The following is a 17,508-nucleotide window of genomic DNA, read 5'->3' on the forward strand; positions in this document are numbered from 1 at the left end:
GTAAAAACTTAACTTTAAAATATCTTCATGTCTATTTAATTAACTCTTGTCTACCAGAGTTCGTGGATAATATTAATTCTACTCATATAGGTTGTTAAACCGGTGAAAAATCCATTTTTAGGGTTTTTAAATAGTTTTCAAATTGTTATTTTCAATTCATATCAATAGGTTATGTTTTTTATATGTAGCTTAACTAATATTTCGAGTTGTGGTTCAGTTATATATTCTAAAAATAATTTAATTAACATGTTAATTCAGGCGTAAATGTTGAAATTAACATTTACACACAATTTGTCGCTAAAAATAACACACAAGATGCGTATGCGGGCTAAATGTTACGAATAACTACGAGGTGTGATAAAAATGCCTATTATTTATTTTCTATTAACACTTAAATTAATCTTGATCATTTTTTTGGTAACGTACATAGAACACCATTAATTAAAAGAAGATAGTTGTTAGCCTCATCGAAATAGAGGGAAATGTGAAAACAATGTTTTTCTATTTTTTCTCTGGGATTATTCTTATAAAAATTTGCTATTTCTGTTTATTCTGAGTTTCACACGGGGAGATACTCGTTATAGTATCTAGTGTATAAGTGAAATCACTAAGCGATAGTGTCTGATTATCATAAAGAACAATTGATACAGGCTGACTTAAAACAAGGGAAAACCATGATGCATTATTTTATAAGTGTTCTTTCATTAGTTTTTGTCTCTTTTTTGTCTGTTGGGCAAGGCCTTGATGAACAATTTCGTTTATGGGTTTCTGGTGAGAAAGACAATATTCAGTGTTTTGACAACCAATCTTATTTTCAATATTGCTTACGCAAACTATCGAATAAGGGGTTAGTTGTGGTCGATAAGAAGGGGGATGAGGTTTATCAACTTTATTATTTTGATAATTGGCCTGATGAACCTCAAGAGGGGTTATATCGGTTTCGTAAAGGGAACAAAATAGGTTTTGCAGACGAAGTCACAGGGAAAATTGTATTCGATGCTATTTATGATTGTGCTTACCCTTTTAAAGGTGGGAAAGCGAAAGTCGGTATTGGTTGTGAAACACAAACGGATGGCGAGCACAGTTGGTGGACAGGTGGTAAATGGACAACAATTACTCACTAGTAACGTGTTTTGATATTTAAACACATTAATTACGAATGATTGGCTGTTTTTACGTTTTATTTGCCATTTATTTACAATAATACTCATTTTAGTTAATTAATTTATAGTAATTAACTAATTGAAAACTAATTGTAATTGTTATTTAGATCACAGTTTTTATCTTGTTTACCCCCCCTAAAAACCATTCACAGCAAAAAATAAACCGCTTAAGTCTGTATAACACCGCTTAGCATAACTTTAAACAATGACGGCGTATAATTTATTACCATAGACCCCATGGCAGAACTCATTTTTATTTTTACCGTTCAACCACTGCCAATAAAAAATCATCAGTGATGAATGACACGCTAGCAATAAATAGTTATCCATTTTTCACTGATGGTAAATACAAAATCAAAGGCATGTTCGTTTTACCTCAGAAGGGTGTTCTATGAACAAAAATGGCATTTTAAAGCATATTCCGTGGATGATCCTTGGAATTATTGGTGCAGTCTGTTTAGGTGTAGTCGCGCTTAGACGTGGCGAGCACATCAGTGCGCTATGGATAGTTGTTGCTTCTGTAGCGGTCTATCTCATTGCATATCGATATTACAGTTTATACATCGCTAAAAAAGTGATGAAGTTGGATGAAACTCGTGCAACACCCGCCGTCATTAATAATGATGGATTAAATTATGTACCAACAAATAAAAACGTTCTTTTTGGTCACCACTTTGCTGCAATTGCAGGGGCGGGGCCATTAGTTGGGCCGGTGCTTGCTGCTCAAGTTGGTTATTTACCCGGTACGTTATGGTTATTGGCCGGGGTTGTGCTTGCGGGCGCGGTGCAAGACTTTATGGTGTTGTTTATTTCTTCACGCCGTAATGGGGCATCATTAGGGGAGATCGTTAAGGAAGAGTTGGGGCCAATCCCAGGTACTCTAGCACTTTTTGGTTGCTTCCTTATTATGATCATTATTCTTGCTGTATTAGCATTGATTGTGGTGAAAGCTCTAGCGGAAAGTCCATGGGGGGTATTCACTGTTTGTTCTACAGTACCAATCGCATTGTTTATGGGGATATATATGCGATATATCCGGCCGGGACGTGTGGGTGAAGTTTCGGTTATTGGTATTGTATTACTTGTCGCATCAATCTGGTTCGGTGGGGTGATTGCTCATGACCCATATTGGGGACCTGCACTGACCTTTAAAGATACAACTATTACCTACGCATTAGTTGGCTATGCATTCATTTCTGCATTATTACCTGTTTGGTTAATTTTAGCGCCACGTGACTATTTAGCGACCTTCTTAAAAATTGGGGTCATCGTGGGTTTAGCCATCGGTATTGTTATTCTTAACCCTGAACTGAAAATGCCAGCAGTAACACAATTCGTTGATGGAACTGGCCCAGTTTGGAAAGGGACATTATTCCCATTCTTGTTCATTACCATTGCATGTGGTGCCGTATCTGGTTTCCACGCATTAATTTCTTCGGGAACAACTCCGAAATTATTAGCAAACGAAAAAGATGCGCGCTATATCGGTTATGGTGCCATGTTAATGGAATCTTTCGTTGCTGTTATGGCGCTGGTTGCTGCTTCAATTATCGAGCCTGGTCTGTATTTTGCTATGAATACACCGCCAGCGGCTTTAGGTATTACAATGCCTAACTTGCACGAACTCGGTGGGCCTGACGGCGCAGCTATTATGGCTCAACTGAAAGATGTTTCTGTTCATGCGGCGGCAACAGTCAGCTCTTGGGGCTTCGTAATTTCACCTGAACAAATTATGCAAACGGCGAAAGATATTGGTGAGCCGTCTGTTTTGAACCGTGCGGGTGGTGCGCCAACTTTAGCTGTCGGTATTGCATTTGTATTCCATGAAATTATGCCAGCGGCAAATATGGGCTTCTGGTATCACTTTGGGATCTTGTTTGAAGCGCTGTTTATCTTAACTGCACTTGATGCAGGAACTCGTTCTGGCCGCTTTATGCTGCAAGATTTGTTAGGTAACTTTGTTCCATTCCTGAAGAAAACGGACTCATTGGTTGCGGGTATTATCGGTACCGCAGGGTGTGTTGGTCTATGGGGTTACTTACTGTATCAAGGTGTTGTTGACCCTCTGGGTGGTGTTAAGAGCTTATGGCCATTGTTCGGTATCTCCAACCAGATGTTAGCTGCGGTTGCATTAGTCTTAAGTACAGTTGTTCTGATTAAGATGAAGCGCAGTAAATATATAATGGTTACCGTATTACCAGCAGTATGGTTATTAATCTGTACTACTTGGGCGCTAGGTCTGAAACTATTCAGTGATAATCCACAATTAGAAGGCTTCATGTATTTAGCTAAATCTTATAAAGATAAGATTGCAGCGGGTGGTGCGGAATTAACGGCACAAGAAATTACTAATATGAATCACATTATTATTAATAACTACACCAATGCTGGCTTGAGTGTTCTATTCTTAGTGGTTGTTTACGGTATCATTTTTTATGGTATCCGCGTCGGGATGAAAGCACACAAAAATCCGCAGCGTACAGATAAAGAAACACCTTATGTTCCTGTACCGAAAGAGGGCGTGAAAGTTTCATCTTCACATTAAGTCACCCTTCAATCATGCTGAGTTACCGAAAGGTACTCGGCAACTGAAAGGTCGCCCTACATTGTGTATTCATAATGTAGGGCATTTACATTGGAGAGGCTGATGTTTGGAAACCTCGGCAAAACAGGTAAGTACCTTGGGCAAGCTGCGCGTATGTTAATCGGTATCCCTGACTATGATACTTATGTGCAGCATATGAAAGATAATCATTCCGATAAACCGGTGATGACGTATAACGAGTTTTTTCGTGAAAGGCAGGATGCACGATATGGTGGCAGTGGCAAAGGCGGGTTTCGCTGCTGTTAATGATTACTTCGGTAAATGAATGCGGTGGGGGTAATAATGAAACCAATTAATGTCACAATTTTAACCGGTTTTCTCGGTGCAGGTAAAACGACACTCCTTAGTCATATTCTTCATACAGAGCATGGCCATAAAATAGCGGTGATTGAAAATGAATTTGGCGAAGTGCCTATCGATAATGCATTAATTGGCGATCGAGCGACACAAATTACCACATTAAGTAATGGATGTATTTGTTGCAGTCGTTCCAATGAATTAGAAAATGCATTATTAGACCTATTAGATGGGTTGGATAGTGGGAAATTAGACTTTGACCGTTTAGTGATTGAATGTACTGGCATGGCAGATCCAGGGCCAATTACTCAGACGTTTTTTTCCCATGAGGTATTGTGTGAACGTTATTTGTTAGATGGTATTATTACTTTAGTGGATGCCGTTCATGCAGAGAAACAACTGAATGATTTTGCTATTGCTCAAGCGCAAATTGGTTATGCTGACCGCATTTTACTCACCAAAACAGATATTGAGCCGAATACTGAAGCTTTAATTGAACGCCTACAACGGATCAATGCGAGAGCTCCGATTTACCCTGTTATTCATGGGGACATCAATTTAAATTTATTATTAGATATTGAAGGTTTTTTACTCGATTCAACACTGAATGTGAAACAACCTACTTTCCGTTTTGCACCTAAACAACAAAACGAGGTGGGGTCGATTGTACTTGAATTTGATTACCCTGTTGAACTGATGGAAGTTTCCCAAGTGATGGAAGATTTGTTGCTCAGTTTTGCTGATAATCTATTGCGGTATAAAGGTATTTTATCCATTAAGGATGAACCTAAGCGGCTCTTATTTCAAGGGGTTCAGCGTCTTTATAGTGCAGATTGGGATAGAGATTGGGAAGAGGGTGAACAACGTAGCAGTGTGTTAGTCTTTATTGGCATCGACCTTCCTGAAGCGATGATCCGTGAAAAATTTGCGGCATTAGAAGCCAAATAAAGCATGGCTGAAAAACGGATTTAAAGCGGTTTATTTCAACGAAAAGTCATTAGCGCTGATGGGGAGCAATGAATTTTAAGGTACCATCAGCGTTCAAGACGAAGAGTTAACGTGCTTTAGCAGCCATAATCTCAATGATTTGCACATCCGTATATTTCATTGAACCAGCAGCAAGTGAGCATAAATTAGCGATAGATTGGTCAACATCGTCAGAAACAATCCCATCAGACCCTTTGACACAGCTATTATCTAACGCCATGAGTACGGCTTTATAGGCTGCACTTGCACTCGTGGAAACTTTCATTGCACAACTGTTTGATGCACCGTCGCAAATCATCCCACTGACATCGCCAATCATGCTAGAAATTGCCATAGCGACAACTTCATAGCGGGATTCTAATAACCAGGCTATCCCCGCGGCAGCACCCATTGCAGCGGTAGTTGCTGCACATAGCGCCGACAGGGCTGGGAGTTGATTATGGATGTAAATTGCCATTAGGTGCGACAACATTAATGCACGAGCCAGTTGCTCCTCAGAGGACTGTAAATAATCGGCGGTGACAACAACAGGCATGGTTGCGGCAATACCTTGGTTACCCGAACCTGAGTTGCTCATCGCGGGTAAAACGGCCCCTCCCATTCGCGCATCAGAGGCAGCGGAGGTGCGGATCATAATTTCTGACATTAGATCTTTTGACAGCAAGCCACGGTCACGTTGAGTTTGCAGTGTTTTACCAATATGTAAACCATAGACATTACGTAGCCCTTCTTGAGATAACGCTTCATTTAAATGTGCGGCTTCTAAGATGAAACGAATATCTTCCAGTGGTGCTTGGGTCGCAAATTGATAAACTGACTTCGCGGTGACAGGGGGAAGGGCAACATCTGCTGCACAGTCAGCAGCATCATCGGATTGAGGTTTGTTTAATGTAGCATCGAAGCATATTTGCTGGTTATGAATGATTTTAACGATATTTGTGTGAGAACCCGCAATAATAACGGTAGCTGAACCCGTTTGTGTATACACCGTTGCTTCTGAATATATAACGTCACTGCATGGATGTTTAATATCAACGGTGATAGCTCCTTGTTCTAACATCGTTTTACTTAGCGCAATGGCCTGCGCTGATGCGGATTTTAGAACTTCTAAACCCGCTTCTGCATCACCGCCAATGGCGCCTAATGCTGCTGCGATAGGCAAACCCACCATGCCGGTTCCAGGAACGGTGACACCCATACCATTTTTCATTAAGTTTGGTGAAACAAAGGCACAAACACGAATAACTTGCCCATCAAGGAGGGACGCCGCTTTAGCCGCTGCATATGCCAATGAAATTGGCTCAGTACAACCTAAGGCTGGTTTGACTTCTTGTTTTACCGCATTGATAAAATATTGCCAAAGTAATGGTTGTGATTGAGCATGCATGGCAAGTCCCCCTTAATAAAATCTTTTTTGATTTTGTTATTTTAAACAACAAGCTGGAGAAAAACTTCGCTATGTTTGGGGGGATATAAGATGCAAAGAGAAAAATTTTCCCTAATTTAATTTATAAAGAATAAATTTTCCCAATGTTGAACTCGGTCACTTTGCCCTGCTGCTTAAAAATGAGCAAGACAAAGTGATCATAGTAGGTTACTAACTTTCAAGGTCTAGGCGTTTGCTTTGCCATTTGCGTGAACGCCAGCGCCATGCATTGGTTAAACCACGTAACCATTCATCGGCGAAGAAACCGAGCCAAATACCGAGTAAGCCCATTTCCATTTTAATGCCTAAGAAATAACCTAACGGAATAGCGACACCCCACATAAAGATAATTGCAGTGCACAGTGGAAAACGGGCATCTCCTGATGCGCGTAATGCATTCACCATCACAATATTAATGGTCCTACCTGGTTCTAAAAAGACAGACAGTAAGAACAGTGGCAATAGTAGTTCAATAATACCTTGGTCATCAGTAATGTTATTTAGGATAGGGTCACGTAATAACCAAAAGGCGATCACCACACCAATAGTGACGTAGAACCCCATCTTGAGGCTTTTCACTCCCCGATTAAAGGCATCTTCAAAACGTTTTGCACCAACAAGGTGACCAACCATAATTTCATTACCAATACTGATAGAAATACCAAATAGCATGATAAATAAGGATAATTGAAAATAGAGTGTCTGCGCTGCTAGTGAGGTTTCGCCCATTAAACCAATAAAGGCAGAAGCCGTCATAAAGTGTAGGATCCAGACAAGGTTTTCCCCTGCAGAGGGGAGACCAATATGCAAGATTTTGCCCAGCATTTTACGTGACCAGTGGACCAACATTATCGGCACAAATTTGATACGTAGGCCATAAAACAGCAGGCAAAAGAGTAGGATCACGGCAACAACACGACCGACAACTGTCGACCATGCAACGCCTTCAAGACCGTATTGAGGTAAGCCAAAGAAACCATAAAGTACAATAATATTTCCAAAAACAGTAATTACGTTGGCAATCAATGTAACCCACATGGCTGGCTGAGCCTTTCCATAAACCCGCAAGCATGCGGCTAAAATAATGGAAATGGCTTCAGGAATTAAGCAAATACCTAAAATACGTAAATAAGTATAACCGTCAGCCATCAAATGTGATGGCATATTCATAATGGTTAAAATACTGTAACCAAAAAATAAAGCGACGAGGGCACTAGAAAAGCCAAGAATAAAGTTAAATGCGATAGAAATATGGATCGCTTGGCTTGCCTTTTCACGGCGTCCAGCCCCTAAATATTGAGCAATAACAACACTGCACCCCACACTAATAAAGTTAAAAATAGTAATAAAAAGGTCAAACACTTGGTTACCTACACCCATTGCAGCTAAATAGGCAGTAGAAACGTGGCTGACCATATAGGTATTAATTAATAAAGTGGCCAAATGGAGAAAAATATCGATAAAAATTGGCCAGCTGAGCGAAAAGAGTGATCGCTCAGTCACATCGGATTGATGCATTGAGAACCTTTATATTCATAAGTATTTGGGAAAGTATTCTGAACCGCTAATTCTACATGGATTCCAACAATGAAAATAGGGTTAAAATGCTTCCATCTGAATAAAGCTAATGTTTTGTTTACTTTTACTTATTCTGTTAGATTTAATTTCGCTATAAATTAATTAATAAGCAACATCAGAACTGTATAGGAGTAAAAATGACAAAAATTAAAGCAGCAATAGTGGGCTATGGCAATATTGGTCGCTATGCACTAGAAGCTGTTCTAGCCGCTGAAGATTTTGAGCTGGTTGGCATCGTGCGTCGTAATACACAAGATATTCCTGCTGAACTTTCCGCTTATAAAGTGGTTGATGATATTGAAAAGCTAGGGAAGGTAGATGTTGCTCTACTGTGTTCGCCAACGCGTGCGATCGCGCCATTAGCAGAAAAAATACTGGCCAAGGGGATTAATACTGTTGATAGCTTTGATGTTCACTCAGATATTGTGGCGTTAAAACACCGTTTAGATGACGTGGCTAAACAGCATAATAGTGTGGCGGTTGTCTCTGCTGGCTGGGACCCCGGCTCAGATTCTATCATGCGTACTTTAATGTTAGCTATGGCGCCAAAAGGTGTGACTTATACTAACTTTGGTCCCGGTATGAGCATGGGGCACAGTGTGGCAGCCAAAGCCATTGATGGGGTAAAAGATGCTCTATCTGTGACTATTCCGTTGGGAACAGGGGTTCACCGCCGCATGGTATACATTGAACTTGAAGCGGGTGCAAAGTTTGATGATGTGGCTCAAGCCATTAAAGCGGATAGTTATTTTTCATCAGATGAGACGCATATTCGCCAAGTCGATAGTATTGATGCACTAAAAGATGTTGGTCATGGCGTTCATATGACCCACAAAGGGGTTTCAGGGGCAACACATAATCAGTTATTTGAATACTCAATGCGCATTAATAACCCGGCGTTAACCTCACAGTTTATGGTTTCTGCTGCTCGAGCTACCATGAAGCAAGCTGCGGGTGCTTATACTGTGATTGAAATCCCACCAGTGAATTTCCTGCAAGGTGATTTAGATACATTAATTGCCAAATTGGTTTAATCACAATAGGTAATTTTTCATTAATGGCATGGAGGTTCATTCCATGTCATCTTGTCTTAATTTATTACAGTTGTTCTTACGCTAAGTTTGTTATTCAGATTTAAGGCACTGTTTATTATTTGTATTATCAAGTAGCTTATAAAGAAAAAATATATTGTTGAAAAACGGAGTAAGATAATGGCGAAGTCGTCAGGGAATGGACAAGTGGAAAGCAAAACAAATAAAAACCAAGGTTTTTTCCCAAAAGAACCAGCAGTAAAAAGTGTGCAAGAAAGTTCACATTCTTTTAGTCTTATTCGCGTTTTTTCAAAGCTAATTAATTATGGTTTCTCTCTTTTCTATGTTGGCTTTATTTTATCAGTGTGGTTTTTTCCTGAGTATTACACGGTGGAAATTATCTATAACCTAACGCTGATCCTGATCTTTGAATTTATTTTAGTTCACTCCGGTGTATTTATGGCGGTATTTCGTGATTGGCGGATATTAATGCTATTTGCGTTGCTATATGGTTTATTTGCATTAGCAATTAATATGGCAGTATTAGGTGACTCTCCGCTAATCTTATACTTGTATAGTGCTACTGTGGCGAACCGAATGCTTTTTGGTATCAGTAGTCGTACAGAACAAGAACGCGGAGAAAATATGGGCTATTCGGCTTTGATGGCATTAAATTTCATGTTTTGTATTTTCTTTGTAATTATTTTGTCTTTTCTTGTTCCTTATGGTGGATTAACGCCAGAGTATTTAAGGTCCATTGATTATTATTCCAGTATTTCTTCAGGCGGTGAATTTCCAGAAAAACCTCATGTGGCTTTTGCTTTTGGTGTTCTTTACTTTGGAATGCCGTTATTTATGGCCTGCCTAATGCATTTTTTGTGTAAAGGGCACTCTATTTACCAAAAAAAAGAGAAGTAATATTGTGGCAAGGAAGATCAGAAATAGAAAACATGCCAATAAACGCTCGACATCATTTACAGCGAAAGGGAAACGTCATTTTGTTGCATCAGACAAACAGCAAGGAATGATGAGTTTTTTACCTGAGTTAGTGGATCATGGCTTAACTATTTTTTATATCGGTTTTTTATTGTCTTTATGGTTTTTCCCCGATTGGTCGGGGGTTGAAGTTGTTTACAATATGGTGTTGATTCTGCTGTTCGAATTTATTTTAGTGCATATGGGCACGATGATGGCAGTGTTACAACGTGGTTTTTTCTTTGTTTTTGTGGCTGCTATTTTAGGCGGTGTGGCCTATATTTTTCATACAACACAGATTAATTCTTCTGCTATTCTTTATATTTACGCTGCTACGTTAATTAATCGAATTATCATTGGACGCCAACAAGGGAGCCAATTTGATAATTTTAATGCCTTCGATGAAGGGATTGCAAAATTACGCCATTATGTTGCGTGTTTTATCATTGCTGTATTTCTAACGCATTATTTACCCCAAGGGGGGCTCACTGAGCAATACCTTGAAGAGAATAATTATTATGGCATGTTAAAAATGACAGGCATGACAGAAAACCCATTAATCATTATTCAATTTGGCGTTTTGTACTATTCTACTTCTCTGCTTTGGGTGTTGTGGCGTTTTTTAAAACGGCATAAAAAATAAAAAAGCGCCTATCGAAATAGGCGCCTGGTGTTGGCAAAACAAAAAAATAATAAAAATTAACGTGTTATTGTTTTAAATTGCTGTGTAGTCTTTGTGAGTGCAACTTCGGTAGGCAAACGTTCCATTGAACTTGCGCCATAAAAACCATGGCAGTCAGGGCAGTTTGCTAAAATATATTCGGCATCTTCAGGTGTTGCGATAGGGCCACCGTGACAAAGCACAATAACATCATCACGTACTGCTTTAGCGGCTTTAGCCCATTCATTGATTAGTGGCACACAATCTTTCAGTGTCAGTGCGGTTTCTGCACCAATATTACCACCTGTTGTTAGCCCCATGTGTGGCACGATGATATCAGCGCCTGCTTCAGTCATCGCTACAGCATCTTCAGCGCTAAATACGTATGGCGTTGTCAGGAGGTCTTTTTCATGTGCCATACGGATCATATCGACTTCTAGGTCATAACCCATTCCCGTTTCTTCCAAATTAGCACGGAAATTACCATCGATTAAGCCAACTGTTGGGAAGTTTTGTACGCCCGCAAAGCCTGTTGTTTTGATGTCATCTAAAAACTTATCAAATTGGCAGAATGGGTCAGTACCGTTTACACCAGCAAGAACAGGGGTGTGCTTAACTACTGGTAATACTTCTTTTGCCATATCCATGACAATTTCATTGGCATTGCCGTAAGCGAGTAAGCCTGCGAGTGACCCACGACCCGCCATACGGTAACGGCCTGAATTATAAATAACAATTAAATCAATACCGCCAGCCTCTTCACACTTAGCAGATAGACCCGTACCAGCACCACCGCCGATAATTGGTTCGCCACGAGCAATCATTGCTCTGAATTTTTTTAATAAATCTGCGCGGTTATGTTTCATAATTAACCTCTATTATTTGTTCAAAATATCCTGGTGTAGTTGAATAACCTGCTCACAAAACTCTTGGGAGTTAATGTGATAAGGACTCAAAATAAGCTGTCTTTTTTCTGTTTTAATTAAATTTTCATTGAGCGCATCAATAAAGGCTTGGTCAGCAATTGGGTCCCAGAAAGGAGCCCCATCGATATCTAATGCTGAAAACCCTGCTGTTGGAACAATAAAACGGATCTCTCCCTCACAACGATTTAATTTTTCGGCGATCCAGCGGCCCATCTGTTGGTTTTCTTCTTTTGTTGTTCTCATCAATGTGACTTGGGCATTATGATGATAAAATAAGCGGTCTTGGTAATGTTCGGGAACCGTAGAAGGGCGGCCAAAATTGACCATATCCAAAGCGCCACAGGACATAACGCAAGGTGTCTGAGTGCGTTCGATAGCGCCAAAACGATCTTCATCACAGGCTAACACGCCGCCAAAAAGGTAATCACAAACCTCAGTCGTCGTGATATCTAATACGGAATGAAGTAGCTTACTATCAATCAGTTTTTCCATCGCTTTACCGCCACTGCCCGTTGCATGGAATACAAGGCAGTCATATTGTTCTTCTAATTGCGCGGTTAATTGCTGAACACATGGGGTGGTGACACCAAACATAGTTAAGGCAATTGCTGGTTTCAAATCAATGTTTTCTTCGGTGTCTTGATCAAACCAAACAGCCCCAGCGATTTGGTTCGCGGCATTTTTTAATACCTTACGGGAAATTACATTTAATCCTGATACATCTGTTACGGAGTACATCATAGAAATATCACTGGCTCCGATATAGCCAGAAATATCTCCTGAGGCCATAGTGGATACCATGAGCTTAGGAATACCAACGGGTAATACTTGCATTGCTGGTGTGATTAGCGCAGTACCGCCTGAGCCGCCTAAACCAAGAATTGCAGCTACATCTGTTTGGGCTGAAAGATATAAGCTAAAGGCTTGTGCCATCGCTTCTATTGCTTTACCTCTATCGCCACAGAATACGGCGTTTGCACCAAGAGGGTGAAAACTTGCTACAGTACTTGCACTGACATCTGCATTTTTTTCTAATTGAGTCTTTTGTGTTGTCAGGTCAACAGTACGCACAGCTAATCCGGCACTTTTTATTAATTCACTGACATAAAAAACTTCAGCGCTTTTGGTATCAAGTGTTGTTGCAACATAGATAAAACCCTGATTTTTTTTCATTGAAAAATCCTTTCAGATAGAAGCAGGTCGTTGAATTTCCCATCACAATGAGACTATAGTATCATTGTGGATAAATGTAAAATGAGACTGCCGTCTCATTTTTAGGTTTGTTGTAGAGGTAAATAGTTGTTAGTATCTATATCTTATTGATAAATATTAGTAATTGTTTTTTATGATGGTGAATCAATGATTAGGTTGGTAATACAAAGTTACAGTATAATTTATCATGAATGATAATTTGTTTTATGGAGAGCAGGGAAAAGCTCGAGGTGACAGCGTAAATTCATCTTTTTAATAGAGATGGTTACTTGCTTGTTGTTGTGCTTTATTAGTGACATTGACTAAACTTGTGGTAAGAAACAGTATTTTAAGGGTAAATAATGCCGAAGATTAATTCAGAACTACAATATAAGGGCACTCGAAAACGTACCTATGTACTATTGGTCACTACGGCTTTAGATTTATTTGAAAAGGGAGCTATGCCTTCTGTTTCGGAACTCGCTTTAGAAGCAGGAGTTTCTCGTGCAACTGCATATCGATACTTTCCAACACAAACTGATTTAATTACCGCAGTAGTTAATGAGAGTTTAGGGCCTATTTTAACTTGGCGCCCACAAAGCGTAAAAACGGAAGAGCGCATTGATGAGCTATTAACATATGCTTTTCCTCGAATGTTTGAACATGAAGGAGTATTGCGAGCGGCGTTACAAGCATCATTACAACAATGGGCTCAAGGTCGGTCTACCCCACTCAGTATAAAAGACAAACGGCTGGAAAGAGGTAACCGTAAAGATATCCTAACGATGGTGACGTCACCAATGAAATCAGAATTTCCGCAAGAAATTATTGATAAAGTGATCCGTGCTTTTTCTGTTATTTACGGCTCTGAAATATTTTTAGTGTTGAAAGATATTTGGAAAATGGAAGATTCCCAAGTCACCGAATTAGCGCAGTGGATGGCAAAAGCGATCATGAACCAAGCCGTTGCAGATAATGCGAATAAGTAAATATTCGTTAACGGACTTAACTGGTTTTTATCGACTGAAGTCAAAAAGATAAAATCAAAGTCTGATAAATAATCAATTAGTAGTGAATAATTACTATGGTGATAATTAAATCGATACTAGCCCCATATGGCATCGTTAATATGATATAAACTAAGGCTATAAATAATCTGAACGGTTAATGCCATATGATGAAGTTATTGAAAATGATAGGTGGGATTGCCATCTGTTCATTGATCGGCGGTGGGCTTACTTACCTAGGTATCCCACTTGCACTTATGTTTGGGCCGATTATCGCTGTTATTATTTTTCATCGTTTTGGTGTTTCTTTTGCTGTACCTAAGCATACGATTACTTTCGTTCAAGTTACCTTAGGGACTTCTGTTGGGTTGATGTTTAATCAGGTTTCCCTTAATGAGGCAGATAATTTATTTCTTTTATTATTAATGTTAGTTGTATGTTTAGCGGTACAATTTTCATTTAGTTTTTTTTGGTTTTATCGAAAAGTTGGTTGGACGAAACAAGAAGCAATGCTTGGCTCAGTGCCTGGGGCAATGGCAGCTATTTTAGCCTTAACTGACCATACCCATACGCCGCCACAAAAAATTGTTATTTCACATACAATTCGCTTAATTATCCTGATTCTATTAGCAGGGATTGTTGTAGGTAGTGATGGTGATCCGCAACCTATCATAGAATTACCAGTACTAACTTTAACCTCAACGCTATGGTTATTGGTGATTATAGCGGTTGGTTTGGGGGCAGGGCTTATTTTGCAGCGTTTAAGGGTTCCAGCCCCTTTTATGCTAACGTCATTAGCTGCAGCAACGTTGATTCAAAGTTTTCTAGATATCCCATTAAGTTTCCCATTGATGTTAACTGAACTGAGTATGGTATTAATTGGGATGAACATTGGTAATCATTTTATTGTTTTCCCACTTTCCTCATTGATTAAAAATATTTACTCCTCTGCACAAGTGGTTATCATTAATATCGCATTAACTTTCCTGATTACTGTATTTGCCTCTTGGGTAACGGGTTATGATATTTCTGTACTCTTACTGGCTTGGGCTCCAGGTAGTATGGAAGCAATGACCTTTGCTGCGATTACGATGAACCTTGATGCTGGCTTTGTTATGTCAAACCATATTATCAGAATGGTTATTATCCAAAGTATTCCATCGATTGCTTTATTTTGGCAGGAGAAAAAGGCTAAAAGGCAAGGGTAATGTAGCGTGATAAAAAGAAAGAAAACAGACAGAAAAGGTACGGGTGTGTTTTCTTTCTTTTGTTATACTTGGTTTTAAACAACCTGTATTAATTCATTTTAGGGTTATTTAACGTAAGCAAAAAGGCCGAGGGAATCCCGAGCAAGTGATTGGCATTTAAACTCGGTTGTCAGTGGTATTCCTTTTAAGTCTTTATAACTTTCTTTATTGAGAACGGTCATTTTTTCAGAATTATAATTGCTCAGATCCCATTTATTACTTTTAGCGAAGTAAACAATAGCCCGTTCGATTTCCCTGTCAGGGATTTGGGAGTACCCACAGTCATATTTTAGATAAATGAAAACAGCCGTCAGATCAGCGAGATCTTCAGCTTCATTGTTAGAAAGTGCTCTGGAAGAATTGGTTATCCCTAACAGAGTCATCAGGCATGACATCAATATAAATTTGCGCATTCGTTATTCTATCTGTTTTCTATGTCAAGTTACGTTAGCATAAGAATAGAATTGTTAGTCAACTATATTTTTCTTAAATCCATGTAATAAACCCACAATTAGAGAGTGGATTTATTGACCTTCCTGTAAGGGGAGGCTTTATCATTCCTTTATTAAACCATGTTTTGCATAGAAAGGGTAATTTGCCATAACTTACTCTGATAATGATTATTTATTTGATAAACAAAAGGAAGGTTATCAATGCTACGTCGCGATTTTCTTAAGTTAAGTGCTATCACATACGCTGCAAGTGCGCTGCCTATTTGGAGCCGCATCGCGGTCGCAGCCGAAAATTACCCAACTCTTGCTATTCCGCCATTACTAGAGCCTGATGAGCAGGGAAATATTCAGTTAGCAATTCAGCAAGGTGTTTCTCAATTTGTCCCTGGAAAGAAAACGACAACATGGGGCTATAACGGAAATTTACTGGGGCCTGCGGTTAGTTTGAAAAACGGGCAAAGTGTGAATGTGAATATTATTAACCAGCTACCGGAAGAAACCACTGTTCATTGGCATGGTTTAGAAATCTCAGGTGAACAAGATGGTGGTCCGCAAGCGATTATCCAACCAGGAGCAAGCCGTAAAGTCAATTTTACGGTTAATCAAAGCGAAGCAACTTGCTGGTTCCATCCTCATACTCATGGAAAAACAGGCCACCAAGTGGCGATGGGGTTAGCGGGCTTAGTGATAATTAAAGACGATGATAGCACCAAGCAGGGGCTGCCAAGTTCTTGGGGAGTGGATGATATTCCTGTTATTTTACAAGATAAACGTTTAAAAGATGATGGTCAGATTGATTATCAACTCGATGTGATGAGTGCTGCGGTGGGTTGGTTTGGCGATATGATGCTAACTAACGGGGCTGTTTATCCAAAACATGTGGCACCTAAAGGCTGGCTACGCTTGAGATTACTGAATGGCTGTAATGCTCGTAGCTTAAATATTTCGACCAGTGATGGGCGTAAAATGTATGTTGTTGCCAGTGATGGCGGTTTACTCGCTGAGCCAGTTGCTCTAACTGAATTACCTATTTTAATGGGCGAACGCTTCGAAGTACTTATTGATGCTTCAGATGGTCGCGCTTTTGATCTTGTGACCTTACCTGTTGGGCAAATGGGTATGACTATCGCACCTTTTGACCAGCCATTACCTGTTTTACGTATCGAAACAACATTAACACCGAGTGAAGGAAAACTGCCTTCAACGCTTGCTGCAATACCGGCTATCCCTTCTCTTGCTGGTTTAAATCGCCGCCGGTTCCATTTAATGATGGATATGCGTTTGGATATGCAAGGTATGATGATGTTACGTGAAAAATATGGTCCGCAAGCGATGGGCAATATGGGCGGACATGGCGCTATGATGGGAAATATGGGTCATGGGGCGATGATGAATAATGGAGAAATGAACCATGGGAACATGGGACAAGGAAATAAACGTGGTGGGATGGGAAATGGAGGCCATTGTGGAACTAATTCAGGTGATTTAGACATTCACAATGCAAATACTATTAATGGACAAGTTTTCTCAATGACGCATCCTGCATTTAATGCCCCAATAGGTAAGCAAGAGATTTGGGTTGTTTCAGGGCGTGGTGACATGATGTTACACCCATTCCATGTGCATGGAACGCGTTTTCGTATTTTGAAAGAAAATGGCCAAGCGGTAGCGCCACACCGGCAAGGTTGGAAAGACATCGTTAAAGTTGAAGGGCAAGTGAGTGAAATTTTGGTGGAATTTAATCATCCTGCAACACAGCAGCATCCTTTTATGGCTCACTGTCATCTACTTGAGCATGAAGACACCGGCATGATGATGGGCTTTACTGTAAGTTAAGCGATATCCTAATTTTTAGGACAAAATGCAGTACTAAATTTTAGTACTGCATTTTCCTTTATTAGTATCTAGGTTCTGCCTATGCTAAAATTACGCGCTTTCCATTTCCATAGATGCGTAATTGAA

15 protein-coding genes are annotated in these 17,508 nt (G+C 39.8%); 10 read left to right on the top strand and 5 right to left on the bottom strand.

The annotated features are described in order from the left end of the window. Positions 1-674: 674 nt before the first annotated feature. From ACPEH5_RS19740 to yjiA, 4 genes are all read left to right on the top strand, one after another. Positions 675-1,124 carry a WG repeat-containing protein gene (locus ACPEH5_RS19740; RefSeq protein WP_281110631.1) on the top strand — a complete coding sequence of 150 codons (450 nt, stop codon included), beginning with the start codon at positions 675-677 and terminating at the stop codon, positions 1,122-1,124. Positions 1,125-1,554: 430 nt separating this feature from the next. After that, positions 1,555-3,708 carry a carbon starvation CstA family protein gene (locus ACPEH5_RS19745; protein ID WP_042848244.1) on the top strand — a complete coding sequence of 718 codons (2,154 nt, stop codon included), beginning with the start codon at positions 1,555-1,557 and terminating at the stop codon, positions 3,706-3,708. Positions 3,709-3,810: 102 nt separating this feature from the next. After that, positions 3,811-4,014, top strand: a complete 204-nt coding sequence (locus ACPEH5_RS19750) for a YbdD/YjiX family protein (protein WP_042848243.1) — start codon at positions 3,811-3,813, stop codon at positions 4,012-4,014. A 36-nt stretch (positions 4,015-4,050) separates the two neighbouring features. Beyond that, positions 4,051-5,013 carry a GTPase gene (yjiA, locus tag ACPEH5_RS19755; RefSeq protein WP_048608108.1) on the top strand — a complete coding sequence of 321 codons (963 nt, stop codon included), beginning with the start codon at positions 4,051-4,053 and terminating at the stop codon, positions 5,011-5,013. A 106-nt stretch (positions 5,014-5,119) separates the two neighbouring features. Here the strand turns inward: yjiA and ACPEH5_RS19760 are convergent, their stop codons facing one another. Together ACPEH5_RS19760 and ACPEH5_RS19765 are read right to left on the bottom strand one after the other, a co-directional pair. Then, positions 5,120-6,439, bottom strand: coding sequence for a serine dehydratase subunit alpha family protein (locus tag ACPEH5_RS19760; RefSeq protein ID WP_042848237.1), 1,320 nt, complete (start codon positions 6,437-6,439; stop codon positions 5,120-5,122). Between the two features lie 210 nt (positions 6,440-6,649). Then, positions 6,650-7,996, bottom strand: a complete 1,347-nt coding sequence (locus ACPEH5_RS19765; protein WP_042848235.1) for an MATE family efflux transporter — start codon at positions 7,994-7,996, stop codon at positions 6,650-6,652. A gap of 197 nt (positions 7,997-8,193) precedes the next feature. On the opposite strand from ACPEH5_RS19765, the gene ACPEH5_RS19770 reads away from it, so the two are divergent. The 3 genes from ACPEH5_RS19770 (at position 8,194) to ACPEH5_RS19780 (ending at position 10,705) form a co-directional block, all read left to right on the top strand. Next, on the top strand, positions 8,194-9,090 hold the full coding sequence (locus ACPEH5_RS19770) for a diaminopimelate dehydrogenase (protein ID WP_042848233.1): 897 nt from the start codon (positions 8,194-8,196) through the stop codon (positions 9,088-9,090). 177 nt (positions 9,091-9,267) lie between these two features. Beyond that, positions 9,268-10,005, top strand: a complete 738-nt coding sequence (locus ACPEH5_RS19775; RefSeq protein WP_129466341.1) for a hypothetical protein — start codon at positions 9,268-9,270, stop codon at positions 10,003-10,005. Between the two features lie 4 nt (positions 10,006-10,009). Continuing rightward, entirely contained in the window at positions 10,010-10,705 is a 696-nt protein-coding gene (locus ACPEH5_RS19780) for a hypothetical protein (RefSeq protein ID WP_166686042.1), read from the top strand. A gap of 56 nt (positions 10,706-10,761) precedes the next feature. Here ACPEH5_RS19780 and ACPEH5_RS19785 read toward each other — a convergent pair whose 3' ends face one another. Beyond that, the gene (locus tag ACPEH5_RS19785; protein ID WP_042848226.1) at positions 10,762-11,589 is read right to left on the bottom strand and encodes a phosphoenolpyruvate hydrolase family protein; all 828 of its coding nucleotides are present in this window, start codon (positions 11,587-11,589) and stop codon (positions 10,762-10,764) included. Positions 11,590-11,601: 12 nt separating this feature from the next. Beyond that, positions 11,602-12,822 (bottom strand): Tm-1-like ATP-binding domain-containing protein, encoded by a 1,221-nt coding sequence (locus tag ACPEH5_RS19790; protein WP_042848224.1) that lies wholly within the window; start codon positions 12,820-12,822, stop codon positions 11,602-11,604. 380 nt (positions 12,823-13,202) lie between these two features. Between ACPEH5_RS19790 and ACPEH5_RS19795 the strand changes: the two genes are divergently transcribed. Together ACPEH5_RS19795 and ACPEH5_RS19800 are read left to right on the top strand one after the other, a co-directional pair. Beyond that, entirely contained in the window at positions 13,203-13,829 is a 627-nt protein-coding gene (locus ACPEH5_RS19795) for a TetR/AcrR family transcriptional regulator (protein ID WP_042848223.1), read from the top strand. A gap of 185 nt (positions 13,830-14,014) precedes the next feature. Beyond that, a complete protein-coding gene (locus ACPEH5_RS19800) occupies positions 14,015-15,055 on the top strand; it encodes an AbrB family transcriptional regulator (RefSeq protein WP_042848222.1) in 1,041 nt (346 codons plus the stop codon). 104 nt (positions 15,056-15,159) lie between these two features. Here the strand turns inward: ACPEH5_RS19800 and ACPEH5_RS19805 are convergent, their stop codons facing one another. Then, entirely contained in the window at positions 15,160-15,507 is a 348-nt protein-coding gene (locus ACPEH5_RS19805) for a YacC family pilotin-like protein (RefSeq protein ID WP_042848221.1), read from the bottom strand. A gap of 240 nt (positions 15,508-15,747) precedes the next feature. Between ACPEH5_RS19805 and cueO the strand changes: the two genes are divergently transcribed. Continuing rightward, positions 15,748-17,382 (top strand): multicopper oxidase CueO, encoded by a 1,635-nt coding sequence (cueO, locus tag ACPEH5_RS19810; RefSeq protein ID WP_042848220.1) that lies wholly within the window; start codon positions 15,748-15,750, stop codon positions 17,380-17,382. The last annotated feature ends 126 nt before the right edge of the window (positions 17,383-17,508 follow it).

This window comes from Providencia sp. NPDC089933 (assembly GCF_049545585.1).
GTDB lineage: Bacteria > Pseudomonadota > Gammaproteobacteria > Enterobacterales > Enterobacteriaceae > Providencia > Providencia huashanensis.